Consider the following 16,715-nt stretch of genomic DNA (forward strand, 5'->3'; position numbering starts at 1 on the left):
CTATCTTAGGTTAAGCTCGCGCTTTGGCTAATTTAGGTTAAGCTCGCGCTTAACCATGCCCACCGATAAGCGTTTTTGTTCTTGGAGTGAGCGTGTGTCTAAACGGGCTAATAGTGACATGAGGCTTTTTAGGTCTCGTTCACTATGGTGCAAAAGAAACTGTAGTGCTTGGTTTGATAGCTTTAACCCACGTTCCGCTGCACGTAAGCGCACGGCTTCTTCACGACCATTGTCATCCAGTTGGTTTACGTGATAAATAACCCCCCACGCCAAGCGAGAACGCAAGTCAGGTAAAACAAAAGCCGGGTTAGATGGGCCTAGGTGACTAGAACAAAGTACCATGGTTTGTTTAGTCTCAATCACTCGGTTTAACAAATCGAACAACGCTTCTTCCCAACGTAAATCGCCCGCTATCGCGTGAATGTTGTCTAATGCGATTAACGAAAGATTCTCTAGGCCTTCGAAAATATCGAGCGACCACGCTTCGTAATTATTAAGATTTAAATAAAGGTGACTAACCGATTTTTCGGCTAGTTGATGACAAGTGGCAAACAATAAGTGACTTTTACCGATAGCGGTACTGCCTAGTAAAGTAAGCAAAGGCAGCTGAAGCGATGCTAAAGGCCCCAATTCAGGAGCCTCGCGCCAGTGTGGCAGCGCATCTGCAATCTGCTCAAGGACTGAAACTACTTCTTCGTTACCCGTATTGACAAAACTATCGAAGTTTTCGTCAACAGGTAGCGTGACAGGCAAAGGCAGCTGCATGCTAAATTAATTGCTCCAATAGAAACTGTGTCCTTTCACGGTTTGTCCGTACGAATCGGTTACGGGGCGTAATTTGCTTTCTAGTTTTATACTGTTAAGTAAATCGTCCACCGTTCCAATTAATGTAAGTGAGTACGTGGCAACAGAACCAGATTGCTCTACTAGTGTAGCGTTTTCAATCACACTTAAACTATTTAAATAGTCAGTAGCGCTGGCGTAACTTTTTACCGAGCCAATATTGGCAATCGATACCTTGATAACTTCTCGCTCAGACGCTTCGATTCCTACGATGGCATAAAGCGACGATAAGTAATTTGAGTAGGCATCGATTAACTGATTGCCAAGAGCTTCGGGCGAATCACCGTATATGCTGCCATAGCTAACCTTACCGCCACCAACGAACACCCAGTCTAGTGCATAGTCACCTTCATCGGCACGCTTCGCATAGTTGGCAAACTCGTTCATGGTGAACGGCATCGTTGTGCTCTCTTCCTGCGCCAGCTCCTTCGCCGAGGTTCCGTCAGCATTATTTAAGTTTTGGTTTGTAGCGTCATAACCGTCGTTTAACTGAGCATCAACACCGTTATTCATCGCACCAGACTCAACGTTATCTGAAAAAGTGCGCTGTGCGTCCGTATTATCTACACGCGGATTTCGCTCATCGAAACTTTGTTCATCAGTTTGTGCTCTAAACTGTGCTTCTTCATCTAGCACGCTATCAAGAGATTCTACTGTGCCAGAAGGCACAACATTTTCCGGCAAATCAGGAATTGCACTCGCGTCATTACGATAAACTCTGGCACCAATAATGTTGTCGACGCTATAGCGTGTAGATGCTTTGCGCAAAGGCTCAACAAATCGTCCCCACACATCATAAGTAGAAATATTTACATTGTCGGTAAGGTCCATTAAAGGCAAACTTAATGGAACGCCTCGTTCTTTCGCCGTTTGTTTGAGCGTATGTTGTAATTCTGTATTGAGAGATTCGTCTAAGATGATGCGAGTTTCGTTTTCGTCTTCCTGCGCAAGCCACACTATCGTTTCAGGGCGTCTATCTCCCCAGAGCGGAAGCATTTCACGCTGAAGAAGTTCATTGAGTTTTGCTTGATCGAACTCCGCAACGTAATACGTCCTGCCTTTGTCAAAAGCAAATCGATAGGAGCGAAGTAGCGATTGAGGCGACGATAAGGCTGCTCTAACACCGGCATTATCGAGCACGCTTGTGCTGCCCGACATCTTCACAAAAACCTGCCTTAATGCTTTTTTAAGCGCGTTTTGTTGGGTACGCTGAGTTTGATCTTCAACTTGAATCTGCGCTTCGTTGACCACAACGCGTTGAGCCGCATTTATAAAGGGGGCGTAAGTCAGCGCAGCAAGAAATGAAATGCCCAGAATGCCTTTCAAGCTAACTCTCGTTAAATTAGTTCCATTGGTGTTACGCTTTACTGCCGTTAACATTGACACTCCGTACTCTCTTAAAATCAATTCCTTACCTATCGAATCGTCAGTTAATCTCGCTTACCTATATACGGTAAACTTGGACTAACCCGCGCGCAATTCACTCTACTTTTTAGAGCGAGACATTTTATCAAGCAAGATGTTCACCAAAAGATAGCCTTCTATTGTCTTTTATATTGGGTTTAATTTCACCCCTAAAATAAAAAAGATCAAAAAGCGCATAAAATAGCCTTCACAAATTGGACTTGTGACGACTTGCTGGTAGAATCCGCGGTTTTCTACCTCTTAGTTTCAGGGCCCAACCGTGAGCGAAAATAAAACCTCTTTAAGTTACAAAGATGCAGGCGTAGATATCGATGCAGGTAATCAACTTGTTGAACGCATTAAATCTGTTACCAAGAAAACCCATAGACCAGAAGTAAAAGGTAACTTGGGTGGTTTTGGTGCACTTTGTGAACTGCCTACTAAATATAAAAAGCCGCTACTTGTTTCAGGTACTGACGGCGTGGGTACAAAACTAAGAGTTGCTATGGATGCTAACCGTCATGACGGTGTTGGTATCGACTTAGTAGCAATGTGCGTAAACGACCTAATTGTGCAAGGTGCTGAGCCCCTATTCTTTCTAGATTACTACGCAACTGGCAAGCTTGACGTTGATGTAGCCGCGTCGGTTGTTACCGGCATTGGCGCCGGCTGTGAGCAAGCAGGTTGTGCATTAATTGGTGGTGAAACAGCCGAAATGCCTGGAATGTATCACGATGGCGACTACGATATTGCAGGCTTCTGCGTAGGCGTGGTTGAAGCTGATAAGGTTATTGACGGCACTAACGTTAAACCAGGTCAAAAACTAATTGCACTTGGTTCATCGGGCCCTCACTCAAACGGTTACTCATTAGTTAGGAAGATTATTGAAGTTAGTGGTGCAGATGTAAACGCCGACCTAAACGGCAAGCCTATCATCGACCAACTTCTTGAGCCTACTCGCATCTATGTTAAATCGGTATTGGCATTGCTTGAAGAAGTGCAAGTGAGCGCTATTTCTCACATCACGGGCGGTGGTTTTTGGGAGAACATCCCTCGCGTGCTACCTGAAGATGCGAAAGTGGTTATTGACGAAAGCACCTGGGAATGGCCTGCAATCTTCTCTTGGTTACAAGAAAACGGTAACGTGACTCGCCACGAAATGTACCGCACGTTTAACTGTGGTGTTGGCCTTGTAATCGTTGTTGACGAAAGCGATACCGATGCTGCGCTGAACATTCTTAAACAACACGGTGAAAATGCTTGGGTTATTGGTGATATCGCAGCAAAAGATGGCGAAGAGCAAGTAGAGATCAACGCGTGAGTAACAGTGTAACCAAACTATGCGTACTTATTTCAGGTAATGGCAGCAATTTACAAGCCATTATCGATGAAATAAAAGCAGGTCGTCTGAACGCGGAAATCAGCGGCGTGATCAGTAATCGCCCTACTGCTTATGGTCTGGAACGTGCTAAGGAAGCTGGGATCAATGCGGTTTGCTTAGATCATACAGGCTTCGATTCACGAGAGTCTTATGACGGGGCGCTCAAAGCACAAATTGAGGCTTTTGGCGCAGACTGTGTTGTTCTTGCGGGCTTTATGCGTATCTTAACACCGGAGTTCGTCGACAGCTTTGCTGGAAAATTAGTGAACATTCATCCATCTTTGTTGCCGAAGTACAAAGGTTTGAATACGCATCAGCGAGCTATCGACAATGGAGACAAGGAGCACGGCGTTAGCGTGCACTTTGTTACACCTGAGCTCGACGGCGGCCCTGTTATCATTCAAAGCCGCGTACCTGTGTTTGAAGACGACACAGCAAGCGACCTGGCCGAGCGTGTTCAAGAACAAGAACGTCGTATCTATCCGCTTGTGCTATCTTGGTTTAGCGCAGGCCGATTATCGATGCGAAACAATAAGGCAGTTTTAGATGAGCAAGAATTACCAGAATCTGGTTATGCAAGCGACTAAGCCTTTTGCTTTAGGCGCACTGTTAGCAGCATCGCTTTCAGTGGCCGCGCAAGCAAACCCTAGTACAGAAAAAACGGATAGTGCAGAGCTACCGCTTCAGCCCTACAAGGCAACCTATACCGCATACAAATGGGGTGACGACGTAGGCGAAGCGAATATTGAGCTCTCGAAATTAGGTGACCAACAGTATTCTCTAATTTACACGTCAAAAGTGTCTAAGTTTTTCTTGTCTGACAAACGCAGTGAACATTCTATTTTTACTGTTAATGATAATACCGTCGTACCCTCTGAGTACTACTATAATCGTTCTGGCACAGGACCTGATAAAGAGCTTAAGGTAACGTTTAGTCATCAGGGACAACGCAAAATTGCAGTCGAGAATGGCGAAACATTTGATTGGAACGGTGAATTTGATAACCAAATTTATCGTATTGACCTTGCAAAACAGTTAGCGGAAGGTAAGACATCGCTAGAATACCACTTCGTGAATTATCGTGGTGAACTTCGTCACTACGGCGTTCAAGTGGTGGATGAAGAGGTATTGTCTTTACCTTTCGGTAAAATTGAAACTGTAAAAGTTAAGCTTATTCGCGACTCAAATAAGCGTGAGACGTTTGCCTGGTTTGCGCCATCACTTAACTACACGTTAGTTCGTCTGCAACAGTTCAAAGAAGGCGATGAACAGGGCGATATCAAACTGAAATCGTTTGAGACGCAGTAAAGCGTAAAGATAAACCGTTTTTTGTCTCAACAACTTTTTCACAACTGTTGAATAAAGCACGTTATGAACTAGCATTCAGACGTGCTTTTTTATTTACACTGTTGCTGTCTTATCCTCACGTAACCTCTTCTCGTTTCGCAACACAATTCACATTCTAAATCAGTATTTATAAGCAACGACTATACTTATAGAGCGGATAACGCACTACCCTATTATTTATGTCGTTGTTAATAGAATATTCATGTAAAAATCTTGATCTTTGCCCTATTAAATAATAGGTTTACAGCATGCTGGTCTGACCTCGATCTGTGACTGCTTTTCATAAAGCAACTCACTATGCTCGAGTTAAGACTAGCGTAACGTTTAACGCCTTTCAGGAGTGAAGTATGGCAGATTTTATATGGTTTTTACTGGTCGTTCTGACACTAGCGGTAGCTAGTTATCAGCGAACCAGCTTGGTAACAGCGGTTGCCATGGGCGCAGGTGTTATGATTTTAGGCACACTTTTCGGTGACATCGGCCTGCTTGGTTGGGTAGTGTTCCTTGCTTTAACATTGCCGTTCACGCTTGCAAATATCAGACAGCAGCACATCTCTAAGAAGCTGCTAGCCTTCTACCGCAAAGTTATGCCTGAAATGTCGAGCACTGAGCAAGAAGCTATCGACGCAGGTACGGTATGGTGGGACGGTGATATTTTCAGCGGCAAGCCAGACTGGGATAAATTACACCGCATTCCGAAAGGTCGACTCACTGCTGAAGAGCAAGCATTCTTAGACGGTCCTTGTGACAAAGTGTGCTCAATGGTCGATGAATGGCAAATAAACCATAAAGATGCTGATCTTTCACCTGAAATCTGGCAGTTCCTTAAGGAACACAAATTTTTCGCTATGATCATCAAGAAAGAGTATGGCGGTCTAGAGTTTTCGGCATATGCCCAGTCTCGCGTTCTTCAAAAACTTGCAGGCGTAAGCGCGGTGCTATCAAGCACAGTCGGTGTACCAAACTCATTGGGCCCGGGCGAATTACTTCAGCACTATGGTACAAAAGAGCAACAAGATCATTATCTTCCCCGTCTTGCTGCCGGTGAAGAAATCCCTTGTTTTGCATTAACCGGCCCAGAAGCTGGCTCTGATGCAGGTGCGATCCCTGATGTTGGCGTTGTATGTAAAGGCGAGTGGAATGGCGAAGAAGTGTTGGGTATGCGCCTAACGTTTAACAAACGCTACATCACCCTTGCGCCTGTTGCTACGGTTATTGGTCTTGCTTTTAAACTTCAAGATCCTGAAGGTCTTCTCGGTGATAACAAAGAACCGGGCATAACATGTGCCCTTATTCCTCGCGACACTAAAGGTTTAGAGATTGGTCGTCGTCACTTCCCTCTCAACACGCCATTCCAAAATGGCCCTATTAAGGGTGAAGATATTTTCGTTCCAATCGATTACATCATTGGTGGTCCGAAAATGGCAGGTCGCGGCTGGCGCATGCTGGTTGAATGTTTGTCGGTAGGTCGCTGTATTACCCTTCCTTCATCTGCTGCTGGTGGTGCTAAATCAGTATCTCTTGCAACGGGTGCATATGCACGTATTCGTCGCCAGTTCCGTATGCCTGTAGGTCATATGGAAGGTGTTGAAGAAATGCTTGCGCGCATTGGTGGTAATGCATATTTGATGGATGGCGTAACACGCTTCTCAACGGTGGGTGTAGACCTTGGTGAGAAACCTTCTGTTATCTCGGCTATCTGTAAGTACCACTTAACCGAGAAGATGCGTCAAATCATTAATGATTCGATGGATGTTCACGGCGGTAAAGGCGTTATGCTTGGGCCAAACAATTACCTTGGTCGCGGCTATCAAGGTGTACCGGTTTCAATTACGGTTGAAGGTGCAAACATTCTAACCCGTAACATGATGATCTTTGGTCAAGGTGCAATGCGTTGTCACCCTTACGTGCTTAAGGAAATAGAAGCTGCGTCTATCGAAGACAAGAAAGAAGCTTTGAAAGCGTTTGATAAAGCGGTATTCGGTCATATTGGCTTTGCGGTAGCTAATACTGTTCGCAGTATTTGGTTCTCGTTAACCAATGGCGCATTCAGCAGCGCACCGTTCACTGACGAAACGGCGCGTTACTACAAGCTACTTCAAGGCTACAGTGCAAACTTAGCACTACTAACCGATGTTTCTATGGGTGTGCTTGGTGGTGATCTTAAGCGTCGCGAGCGTTTATCAGCGCGTTTAGGTGACATCCTAAGTGGCCTTTACATGGGTAGTACAACGCTTAAACGCTTCGACGAAGAAGGTCGTCTAAAAGAAGATTTACCGCTTTTACATTGGGCAATGCAAACTACATTGCACGATATCGAGACAGCAATTGATGACTTCTTGGCTAACTTCCCTAACCGCGCAATCGCTGCAGCGCTTCGCGTTATGGTGATTCCGTTTGGCCGACGTATTGGTAAGCCTTCAGACAAGACAGAACATGCTATTGCACAAATGCTTCAAACGCCTTCAACTGCACGTAGCCGTTTAGGTTATGGTCAGTACCTCACCCGTGAGGAAGGAAGTTTGTTTGGCGATCTTGAGCAAACTCTTGATGATGTACTAGCAAGTGAGCCTATCTTCGAACGTATTTGTAAGCACAAAAAAGCTAAACTACCGTTTACCCGTTTAGATGTGCTTGCTGACGAAGCGCTAGCAGAAGGAATTATTAACGAAGAAGAAGCAAATCTACTTCGTAAGACTGAAGCTGGAAGACTTCGCACTATCAACGTCGATGATTTCGACCACGAAGAATTAGTAGCGAAGGTTAATTCCAACACCACTGCTAAGAAACGAGGTGGCAAAGCTGCTTAATTTCATACCCAAACAAAAGGGCCGCTCTCGCGGCCTTTTTCGTCAACGATTCATTCTATTAACATCACTCACCTACGTATTTTCTAGCCTTTGCTTGGCCGATCCAACAACCTGCGGAAATACCGAACAGGCGAGAGAACTCTCTTTATTGATTGCTAACGACAAAGGTCAACAACGTTCGGTACTAAAATGTAATCCTACGCTTGTTATGCTGGCTGAAACAAAAGCCAAAGACATGGCTGAGAGAGGGCTAGTTTCGCATTTCTTAGGCGGCAGCCCAAATACCCGCATTCGCGATGCAGGGTTAGCTCTGCCCGATTACTACGGTGACGCAATGAGTAACCAGGTTGAGGCTTTGGCTGGTGGTTATACTACAGCGGAAGACGTATGGTACGCGTTGAAAGGTTCTACGTCTCACCGACAGCATTTACTTGCTGAACTACCCTTTTATCAAGAGCAAGATCAAATTGGCATTGCCTTTTACAAAGATTACTCAACGCCTCATGTTGAATACTGGGCAATCTATCTAACCAAACTAGCAGATTCCTCTTTACCCGATTCGGAAACACAGCCTCAAATTTCGACTACGCTACTATTGAAGGGCCAAAAGAAGTTTGAACATGTACCTGACAAAGGCTTAGGAATAGTTACTAAAAGTGGTGAGGTTACGCTAAAAACAAAAAAACCGGATGAATAATCCGGTTTTTTACTAGCCCTTGATAAATACTTAGTTTAGCTAAGTTGAAGTTTATCCATCAACAATACGGCTTGCGTACGCGTGTTGATCTCTAGCTTGCGAAGAATGGCACTAATGTGTGCTTTAATGGTTGCTTCCGTAACGTTCATCTCGTGAGCGATTTGCTTGTTCATTAAGCCTGCGCGTAAGTAAGAAAGCACTTGAATCTGTTTAGGTGTAAGTTCACGGAAACGCTGAAGTAGAACTTTAAGCTCATCGTCAACTTTCTCTAGTTCTTCTTCCATACCTTCTGGAAGCCACTTTTTGCCACCAATAATGTCTACAATAGCCTGAGCAATTTCTCGTGTTTGCGACACTTTGGGGATAAAGCCCTGAGCACCTAGGCTCATTACTTGAGCGACAACCTCAACAGTATCGCTGCCCGAAACAACACCAACAGGAATATTCGGATATTGTTCACGCAGGGTGATAAGGCCGTTAAAATATTCACCGCCAGGCATATTAAGGTCAAGAAGGATCAGCTCAACACCGTCGAATTCGTTTAGCTTCGCCATCACATCATCCAAGCTTCCTGCTTGAATTATCTGTGCGTTTTCAAAGTAAGGTTCCAACGCGCCGCTCAAAGCTTCGCGAAACAATGGGTGATCGTCTGCTACTAGAATTCTTGTCATTAGCGTTACTGCTTCCTTATTGTATTATGAGTATAGATTAATACTTTAGATCATTAACGAAAAGCCCTAAACCAGAAAAATCACGCAAAATATAACAAATTTGGTGTTTTCCATTGGCATTTACGTATCAAACGGTAAAATTGCGCCCCAAATTAGTTAATTGAAGACCCACTGTGAAGAAACACGACAATATATACGCAAAGGCACTCAATAAAGTAGATGACTTTAAATTTGACGAGTCTGTCGTTGATGTGTTTCCCGATATGATTCAGCGCTCTGTGCCTGGATACGAAACCATTGTTCACACCATAGGCGAATTGGCTAAAATTGCCGTTACGCCCAATACCGTCGTTTATGATCTTGGCTGTAGCTTAGGTGCTGCAAGTTTATCTGTGGCAAGAGCTTTACCTAACGATACTTGTGAAATTATTGGTGTGGATGCTTCAGAAGCAATGGTAGAGCGCTGCAAACGCGTCGTACAGACCTTCACACTGCCAAACCCAATTGTTATTCAGCATGGGTTTGCACAAAGTGTAAAAATTAAGAATGCCTCTTTGGTTGTGATGAATTTCACTTTGCAATTTATCCCACCCGCTGACCGCGAAGCGTTATTAAAGCGCATTTATGATGGGTTAAACCCCGGCGGTATGTTGGTGCTATCAGAAAAAATACGCCACCCTACCCTTACTGGCAATGAGCTGCTGGTAGATTTACATCATCAATTTAAGCGCGACAACGGTTATAGTGAACTAGAAGTGAGCCAAAAGCGCGCCGCGTTAGAAAAAGTTATGCTAACCGATACATTTAACGAGCATGATACTCGCTTGAGAAAAGTCGGGTTTACCGATGTTGTGATGTGGTACAAATGTTATAACTTCACGTCTATGGTTGCCATTAAAGGCTAAACAAATCTCGCTACGTCCGTCTTTCCGCAACGCCAACACATATTAAGAACAGTATGAGCAAATTAGAACAAACTTGGTTTACCGATTGCTACAAATCGTTAATAGACAGCCCGCTATCACATTGGCTTCAAACGCTGCCGGCGCAAATGGACACCTGGCAGCGAACTGCTAAACACGGTGAGTTTGATAAATGGTGCCGTTTACTTTCGAAGCTGCCGACTACCTCGCCGAGCTGTGTTGATTTAGCCTCAAGCGTTTCCATTGGCACCGAAAATGACGTAGATGAATATGTCCAAAAACAAATTGAAGGATTACTAAAGCAGTTTATGCCCTGGAGAAAAGGGCCATTTAATCTTCATGGAATTCATATTGATACAGAGTGGCGTTCGGACTGGAAATGGGACCGCGTAGCACCTCATATTAGTTCGCTGAAAGACCGAAACGTCTTAGACGTAGGCTGTGGTAGTGGTTATCACATGTGGCGCATGCTGGGTGAAGGTGCCAATAACGTAATAGGTATAGATCCTACCCAGCTGTTTCTTATTCAGTTTCACGCCATTAAACAATTTATTAGTAAAAGTAGTGCGCCTTCCGACAATATCCATTTTCTACCGATGGGCATTGAAGACATGCAGCCATTGAGAGCTTTCGACACTGTGTTTTCTATGGGTGTACTTTACCACCGTAAAGACCCAATGGCGTTTCTGCAGCAACTTAAAGACCAGCTAAGAAAAGGTGGCGAACTGGTTCTTGAAACCCTTGTTGTGGATGGTGATGAAAACACAGTATTGATGGCGGGTGAACGCTATGCACAAATGCGAAATGTGTGGTTCTTACCGAGCACTGCAGCCCTCTCTGTTTGGTTAGGCCGCTTAGGCTTTGAAAATATTCGCGTTGTAGATATCAACCACACAACCCTAGATGAGCAGCGCGCAACGCCTTGGATGGAAACGCAATCTTTGAAAGATTTTCTCGATCCGGAAGATATTACTCGCACTATCGAAGGTTACCCTGCACCACAAAGGGCCGTTATTGTCGCTAACAAGAAGTAAGTCGTAAGACCACGCCTCTGTTACCCTATTGGCACAAATGTTGTTATCTTAATCAAGAAGAACGTGCGAATTCTGCATTGATTAAGGTGACAACATGGATATACATGGCTTTCTAACGACGCATCAATTGCCAAGTACCTATGCAGAAACTGCACAAAAATGGTTCACTCCATTATGTGAGCAACTGCTTAAGCACCATGATGGTGCAACACAACCATTTATCGTGGGCATAAATGGCAGTCAGGGTTCAGGTAAATCAACTCTGACCAGTTTTATCGAGTCCTTCCTTACCTCGGTCCACAACAAAAAAGTGGTATCACTCTCAATTGACGATTTTTACTACGACCAATCGCAGCGAAATGCGCTAGCAATAAAAGTTCACCCGCTTCTAGCAACTCGTGGTGTACCGGGTACTCATGACATTCCTCTAGCGTTAAATACGTTTCGCAGTTTAGAAAAAGGCACGCGTACATCGCTGCCCCGCTTTAACAAAGCTACAGATAACCCGTTCCCCAAAGAACAGTGGCCTGTAATCGAATCTTCACCCGATTTCATCATACTTGAAGGATGGTGTGTGGGCGCTATTGCGCAAACATCTAGCGAACTTAAACGGCCAGTAAACCACCTTGAAGAAGTAGAGGACCCATTGGGCATTTGGCGCTCTTTTGTAAACACTGAACTAGCAGGCGATTATCAGACGTTGTTCGACAAAATAGACTACCGCATTATGCTGAAAGCACCGAGTTTCGACTGTGTGTATCAATGGCGGTTAGAACAAGAACATAAACTCGCCCAAAAAGCGTTAAAAGATAGCGATGGAGTGATGTCTGATGAAGAAGTGGCAAACTTTGTGCAACACTACCAACGCATCACTGAACACGCATTATGTCACTTGTCTGAAAAGTGCGACACCGTGTTTTATCTAGATGAAACAAGAACGATAACTAAACAGGACGTAAAACGATGACGAAAACGCTTGTTTTCACCGATATGGACGGCACGCTGTTAGACCACCATACCTACTCTTTTGAGGCGGCGAAACCGGCTTTAACGGCATTAGAAAAAAAGGACATTCCCGTTATTCCCACTACCAGCAAAACCTTTGCTGAATTACAACCGCTGCGCGAGAGTATTGGTTTAGACGGGCCTTTTATTATTGAAAATGGCGCCGCTATTTTCATCCCTCATGGCTTTTTCAAACAAAAACCCAGCGGTACGGTTTGGATAGATGGCTACTGGTGTAAGGCGTTTATCTCAAACAAAAATTACTGGATTAAGCTACTTGAAAAAATAGGTAGCGAATTTGACGGCAAGTATAAACAATTCTCAAAAATGTCGATTCAAGAAATTCAGGAATGTACTGGGCTTGACGAAAGGTCAGCGTCACTTGCCGCCAAACGCCAGTTTGGCGAGCCGGTTTTGTGGCTTGGCACTGACGAAGAAAAACAACGCTTTTTAAAGGTAGTAAAAGATCGCGGTGCTTTCCCTCTGGAAGGCGGCCGCTTCATTCATATTTCAGGTAATTGCGATAAAGGCCAGGCCCTCAAGTGGCTGGCCAATGAATATCAAAAACAACATACCACCAAAGTAAACACTATTGCCCTTGGCGATGGTAAGAACGACGTGGCAATGCTTGAAGCGGCGCACGTCCCCATTCGCATTTTATCCCCGGTAAATCCTCCACCAGCAGTAAAAAAAGAAGAGGTATATACCAGCACCCTAACCGGCCCTGAAGGCTGGAACGAAATGCTTACTCAATTGCTATCCCTATGATCAGGAGGACACATGGCTGATTTTTATCAAAATGGTGTGGTTACTACGTTACATAACTTAGCTCGTCGTCCTACCGAAGAGCTTGAAGCAGAGCTTCTACAGTTTTCACAGAAGCGCCCTATGGCACTTATATTACCGTCGCTCTTTTCTGAATTAGAAGGCGACGCACTTCCACATATCGTCAACGAATTAACAGACGTGCCCTACTTATCAGAAATTGTCATCGGTCTGGACCGAGCCAATGAAGAGCAGTACAAACACGCACTTAAATTCTTCGGCAAACTTCCTCAGCATCACAGAGTGCTATGGAACGACGGTCCTCGCCTTAAAGCACTTGATGAAGAGCTTCAGGCTCAAGGCTTGGCGCCAAAGGAGTTAGGTAAAGGCCGAAACGTTTGGTACTGCATGGGCTACGTACTAGCATCGAATCGAGCAGAATCTGTTGCACTACACGATTGCGATATTGTTACCTATAACAAAGATTTGCTCGCAAAGCTTATCTACCCTGTAGCCAACCCAATGTTTAACTACGAGTTTTGTAAGGGTTACTATGCGCGTGTGGCTAACGGCAAAATTAATGGCCGTGTTTCTCGACTTCTTGTTACGCCATTACTTCGTGCATTAAAACGCATAATGGGTGACAACGAATACTTGGAGTTTATGGACAGCTTCCGCTATCCATTAGCGGGTGAGTTTTCGTTTAGACGCGACGTACTAAACGATATTCGCATTCCAAGTGACTGGGGCTTAGAAATTGGTGTGCTGTCTGAAATGCACCGCAACTATTCGCACAACCGCCTGTGTCAGGCAGATATATGTGATATTTACGACCATAAACATCAGGATTTATCGCTTAATAACGACCAAGGTGGTTTATCTAAAATGTCTATCGACATTACCAAAGCCATTTTCAGAAAACTTGCCACGCAAGGCTATACGTTTAGCAACGAAATGTTCCGCTCAATTAAAGCCACCTATTTCCGTATTGCGCTAGACTTTATAGAAACCTACCACAATGACGCGGTAATGAATGGCTTGAACTTAGACATTCACAGCGAAGAGAAAGCAGTAGAAATGTTTGCCAGTAACATCATGAAAGCGGGGCAAAACTTTTTAGAAAACCCTATGGAAACGCCGTTTATACCAAGCTGGAACCGCGTGAACAGCGCGGTACCCGATATTTTAGAGCGACTATTAGAAGCGGTTGAAGCCGATACTGCAGAATATATGGAGTAAGTAATATGGCATGGGACCATCTCCATGACAAAGTAAAACACCATTTAGAAAGCATTTATGCCGATGTATCGCTGGACGTCTCGTATGAGGCGCTAGCGACTGAGTTAATGAACACTATAGGCATTCAAAAGCAAACGGATATTGCTTCACCTCAGTCTCATCACAATTATTGGGATGAAGATGACATTATCATGATTACCTACGGTGATAGTGTCATTGACGAAGGGGAGCGCCCGCTGGTTACGTTAAATAAGTTTTTGCACCGCTACTGCAAGAATACCGTTAATAACGTTCACATCCTGCCCTTCTTTCCATACAGCTCAGACGATGGGTTTTCGGTTATCGATTACTCTACGGTGAATGAAGCACTAGGTTCATGGGACGATATTGAAGTCATTGCTGAGGATTATGGCTTGATGACCGACTTAGTTATCAATCACTGCTCTGCAAGAAGCGTGTGGTTTGATAACTTTGTGAAGGGTGAAGGACCAGGATCTGACTTTTTCTTCACAGCAGACCCATCTGATGACCTCTCCATGGTAACTCGACCTCGTGTGTCGCCCTTGCTGCGAGAAACGGAAACCGCCAACGGTACAAAGCATGTATGGTGCACATTTAGTCACGACCAAGTTGACTTTGACTTTAGAAACCCCAAGGTGTTGTTAGCGTTTATCGATATCATCAAGCTGTATATTGATAAAGGCGCTAAAATCTTTCGCTTAGACGCAGTGGCATTTCTTTGGAAAATTGTAGGTACAAACTGCATTAATTTATTCCAAACCCACGAAGTCATCCGTTTGATCCGAACGCTGATTGAACATGTGGATCCTTCCATCATAATCATTACCGAAACCAATATTCCCAACAGGGAAAACCTAACGTACTTTGGTAATGCTAACGAAGCCCATGCTATCTACAACTTTTCGCTTCCGCCGTTACTTGTAAATACATTAGTAACGGGTGATTGTACGTATTTGAAAAGCTGGATGATGAGTATGCCACCGGCGCAAAACGGCACAGCCTACTTTAACTTTATCGCTTCGCACGATGGTATTGGCTTGCGTCCGGCGGAAGGCCTACTGTCAGATGAAGAAATTTCAGAGCTTGTGCATACAATGCAGCACTTTGGCGGCAAGGTGTCGTGGCGCGCTTCTGATCACGGTCAGCAAAAGCCTTACGAGATAAACATCACCCTGTTCGACGCGCTGCAAGGAACCACCAAGGGCCCTGATAAGTATCAAGTGGACCGATTTATTTGTGCTCACGCCATAATGTTAGGTATGGAAGGTATACCAGGAATTTACATTCACAGTTTACTTGGCACATCCAACGATTACGAAAAAGTCGCTAATACAGGACAAAATCGTTCAATCAACAGAAAACGTTGGGACTTTAACGAGTTAGAGGCTCTATTAGACTCGCCCTTTTCACAGCATCACAAAGTACTCACTCGAATCTCGCAGCTTATACGTATACGTAAAGCGCAGCCTGCATTTCACCCCAATGCAACGCAGTTTACTTTGCAGCTTGGTAACCAATTATTTGGCTACTGGCGACAAAGTCTCGATAGAAAGCAAAGTATTTTCTGTATTAGTAATATTTCAGACGAAGAACAAACAATTTTGCTGTCTGACATAAATCTTATTGGCACAGATAATTGGATTGATCTCATCACCCGTGACGAGATAGCCCTTTCTAGTGGTTTCTTACAAATGAAGCCTTATCAAGTGCTTTGGATCAGCAACCAAGATTTTGAATGAATCTTTGAGCTTATAACGCCAGTCGACCAATAAATCTACCGCGGTAAGGATACTGCGGTGTTATGCTTGTCACACGAGTTAGCAAATCAAAAGTTTGTAATGCAGGAAATTAATACCTTTTTTTTCGATTTAGATGGAACCTTAGTGGACTCTGTTCCTGATTTGGCAACAGCGTTAAATCAAACATTAAACGACTACCAATTACCAACGTATAACGAGCAGACAATTAGACACTGGGTTGGAAATGGTGCTCGTGTTCTGGTAGAACGCGGATTGAGCGGCAACGCAGAGATCAGACACCATTACACATCAAACGAGATTGATGCCGCTTTAGAAAAATTTCTGTTCTATTACCGAACGCTAGATACTAAGAGTACAGTGCTGTACGACGGCGTGTTCGCAACACTTCACGCGCTAAAAGAACAAGGGTTCACGCTAGCATTAATCACTAATAAACCTTCGGAATTTATTGAGCCTATTCTTTCATCGTTCTCAATATTTTCGTTGTTTTCGCTTACCATTGGCGGTGATAGTTTACCGGAAAAAAAGCCTTCTTCCCTTCCCCTTCTGCACGCCTGTGAAAAGCTTGGTGTTTCGCCCTCACAGTGTGTAATGGTTGGAGATTCTAAAAATGACATTGTTGCCGCAAAAGCCGCGAACATAAAAAGTATAGGGCTTACCTACGGGTATAACTATGGTGAGAACATCGCAAAATATAAACCTAACTGGGTTTTCGACGACTTTGAAGAGATATTAACGCTCGCTTCTTAATTCATCTGACATAGCCATTGATGAAACTTCAATTGCGTCGTTTACGCATACTTTCTTTTATTTCA

Annotated in this window: 15 protein-coding genes; 12 read left to right on the plus strand and 3 right to left on the minus strand. The window is 44.2% G+C overall.

All coding sequences use genetic code 11. The features are described from left to right. Positions 1-27: 27 nt before the first annotated feature. On the minus strand, positions 28-765 hold the full coding sequence (hda, locus tag AWH61_RS19800; RefSeq protein ID WP_075178001.1) for a DnaA regulatory inactivator Hda: 738 nt from the start codon (positions 763-765) through the stop codon (positions 28-30). 6 nt (positions 766-771) lie between these two features. Beyond that, positions 772-2,223: a DUF2066 domain-containing protein gene (locus AWH61_RS19805; protein WP_075178002.1), complete on the minus strand. Its 1,452-nt coding sequence runs from the start codon at positions 2,221-2,223 to the stop codon at positions 772-774. A 304-nt stretch (positions 2,224-2,527) separates the two neighbouring features. Between AWH61_RS19805 and purM the strand changes: the two genes are divergently transcribed. The 5 genes from purM (at position 2,528) to AWH61_RS19830 (ending at position 8,482) form a co-directional block, all read left to right on the plus strand. Continuing rightward, entirely contained in the window at positions 2,528-3,568 is a 1,041-nt protein-coding gene (gene purM / locus AWH61_RS19810) for a phosphoribosylformylglycinamidine cyclo-ligase (RefSeq protein WP_014976688.1), read from the plus strand. Further along, positions 3,565-4,215: a phosphoribosylglycinamide formyltransferase gene (purN, locus tag AWH61_RS19815; protein WP_014979424.1), complete on the plus strand. Its 651-nt coding sequence runs from the start codon at positions 3,565-3,567 to the stop codon at positions 4,213-4,215. The genes purM and purN overlap by 4 nt, the downstream gene beginning before the upstream one ends. After that, positions 4,175-4,936, plus strand: a complete 762-nt coding sequence (locus tag AWH61_RS19820) for a DUF3108 domain-containing protein (protein WP_249922691.1) — start codon at positions 4,175-4,177, stop codon at positions 4,934-4,936. The genes purN and AWH61_RS19820 overlap by 41 nt, the downstream gene beginning before the upstream one ends. Positions 4,937-5,322: 386 nt before the next feature. Next, positions 5,323-7,785 carry an acyl-CoA dehydrogenase FadE gene (gene fadE / locus AWH61_RS19825; RefSeq protein ID WP_014976690.1) on the plus strand — a complete coding sequence of 821 codons (2,463 nt, stop codon included), beginning with the start codon at positions 5,323-5,325 and terminating at the stop codon, positions 7,783-7,785. Beyond that, positions 7,769-8,482, plus strand: coding sequence for a CAP domain-containing protein (locus AWH61_RS19830; protein WP_075178004.1), 714 nt, complete (start codon positions 7,769-7,771; stop codon positions 8,480-8,482). Before fadE ends, AWH61_RS19830 begins: the two co-directional genes overlap by 17 nt. Positions 8,483-8,517: 35 nt before the next feature. Here the strand turns inward: AWH61_RS19830 and AWH61_RS19835 are convergent, their stop codons facing one another. Then, positions 8,518-9,153: a response regulator transcription factor gene (locus AWH61_RS19835; RefSeq protein WP_075178005.1), complete on the minus strand. Its 636-nt coding sequence runs from the start codon at positions 9,151-9,153 to the stop codon at positions 8,518-8,520. Positions 9,154-9,326: 173 nt separating this feature from the next. Here AWH61_RS19835 and cmoA point away from each other — a divergent pair, with 173 nt between their 5' ends. From cmoA to AWH61_RS19870, 7 genes are all read left to right on the plus strand, one after another. Beyond that, positions 9,327-10,058 carry a carboxy-S-adenosyl-L-methionine synthase CmoA gene (gene cmoA, locus AWH61_RS19840; protein WP_075178006.1) on the plus strand — a complete coding sequence of 244 codons (732 nt, stop codon included), beginning with the start codon at positions 9,327-9,329 and terminating at the stop codon, positions 10,056-10,058. 53 nt (positions 10,059-10,111) lie between these two features. Continuing rightward, the gene (gene cmoB, locus AWH61_RS19845) at positions 10,112-11,110 is read left to right on the plus strand and encodes a tRNA 5-methoxyuridine(34)/uridine 5-oxyacetic acid(34) synthase CmoB (protein WP_039234580.1); all 999 of its coding nucleotides are present in this window, start codon (positions 10,112-10,114) and stop codon (positions 11,108-11,110) included. Between the two features lie 94 nt (positions 11,111-11,204). Then, positions 11,205-12,077 carry a kinase gene (locus AWH61_RS19850; protein WP_075178007.1) on the plus strand — a complete coding sequence of 291 codons (873 nt, stop codon included), beginning with the start codon at positions 11,205-11,207 and terminating at the stop codon, positions 12,075-12,077. Next, a complete protein-coding gene (locus AWH61_RS19855) occupies positions 12,074-12,883 on the plus strand; it encodes an HAD-IIB family hydrolase (RefSeq protein WP_014949681.1) in 810 nt (269 codons plus the stop codon). Before AWH61_RS19850 ends, AWH61_RS19855 begins: the two co-directional genes overlap by 4 nt. 12 nt (positions 12,884-12,895) lie before the next feature. Then, entirely contained in the window at positions 12,896-14,119 is a 1,224-nt protein-coding gene (locus tag AWH61_RS19860; protein WP_075178008.1) for a glycosyltransferase family protein, read from the plus strand. A 5-nt stretch (positions 14,120-14,124) separates the two neighbouring features. After that, positions 14,125-15,879 carry a sugar phosphorylase gene (locus AWH61_RS19865; RefSeq protein ID WP_075178009.1) on the plus strand — a complete coding sequence of 585 codons (1,755 nt, stop codon included), beginning with the start codon at positions 14,125-14,127 and terminating at the stop codon, positions 15,877-15,879. A gap of 57 nt (positions 15,880-15,936) precedes the next feature. Then, on the plus strand, positions 15,937-16,650 hold the full coding sequence (locus tag AWH61_RS19870) for a phosphoglycolate phosphatase (RefSeq protein ID WP_075178010.1): 714 nt from the start codon (positions 15,937-15,939) through the stop codon (positions 16,648-16,650). Positions 16,651-16,715: the final 65 nt, after the last annotated feature.

Origin of the sequence: Alteromonas sp. W12, assembly GCF_001924945.1 — a bacterium.
GTDB classification, from domain to species: Bacteria; Pseudomonadota; Gammaproteobacteria; order Enterobacterales; family Alteromonadaceae; genus Alteromonas; species Alteromonas macleodii.

Excerpts from the sequence above, each read along its gene's own strand:
- cmoB (WP_039234580.1), top strand. The coding sequence starts at position 10,112 with ATGAGCAAATTAGAACAAACTTGGTTTACCGATTGCTACAAATCGTTA.
- AWH61_RS19835 (WP_075178005.1), bottom strand. The coding sequence starts at position 9,153 with ATGACAAGAATTCTAGTAGCAGACGATCACCCATTGTTTCGCGAAGCT.
- AWH61_RS19865 (WP_075178009.1), top strand. The coding sequence starts at position 14,125 with ATGGCATGGGACCATCTCCATGACAAAGTAAAACACCATTTAGAAAGC.
- hda (WP_075178001.1), bottom strand. The coding sequence starts at position 765 with ATGCAGCTGCCTTTGCCTGTCACGCTACCTGTTGACGAAAACTTCGAT.
- AWH61_RS19820 (WP_249922691.1), top strand. The coding sequence starts at position 4,175 with ATGAGCAAGAATTACCAGAATCTGGTTATGCAAGCGACTAAGCCTTTT.
- AWH61_RS19805 (WP_075178002.1), bottom strand. The coding sequence starts at position 2,223 with ATGTTAACGGCAGTAAAGCGTAACACCAATGGAACTAATTTAACGAGA.
- fadE (WP_014976690.1), top strand. The coding sequence starts at position 5,323 with ATGGCAGATTTTATATGGTTTTTACTGGTCGTTCTGACACTAGCGGTA.
- AWH61_RS19860 (WP_075178008.1), top strand. The coding sequence starts at position 12,896 with ATGGCTGATTTTTATCAAAATGGTGTGGTTACTACGTTACATAACTTA.
- AWH61_RS19850 (WP_075178007.1), top strand. The coding sequence starts at position 11,205 with ATGGATATACATGGCTTTCTAACGACGCATCAATTGCCAAGTACCTAT.
- AWH61_RS19855 (WP_014949681.1), top strand. The coding sequence starts at position 12,074 with ATGACGAAAACGCTTGTTTTCACCGATATGGACGGCACGCTGTTAGAC.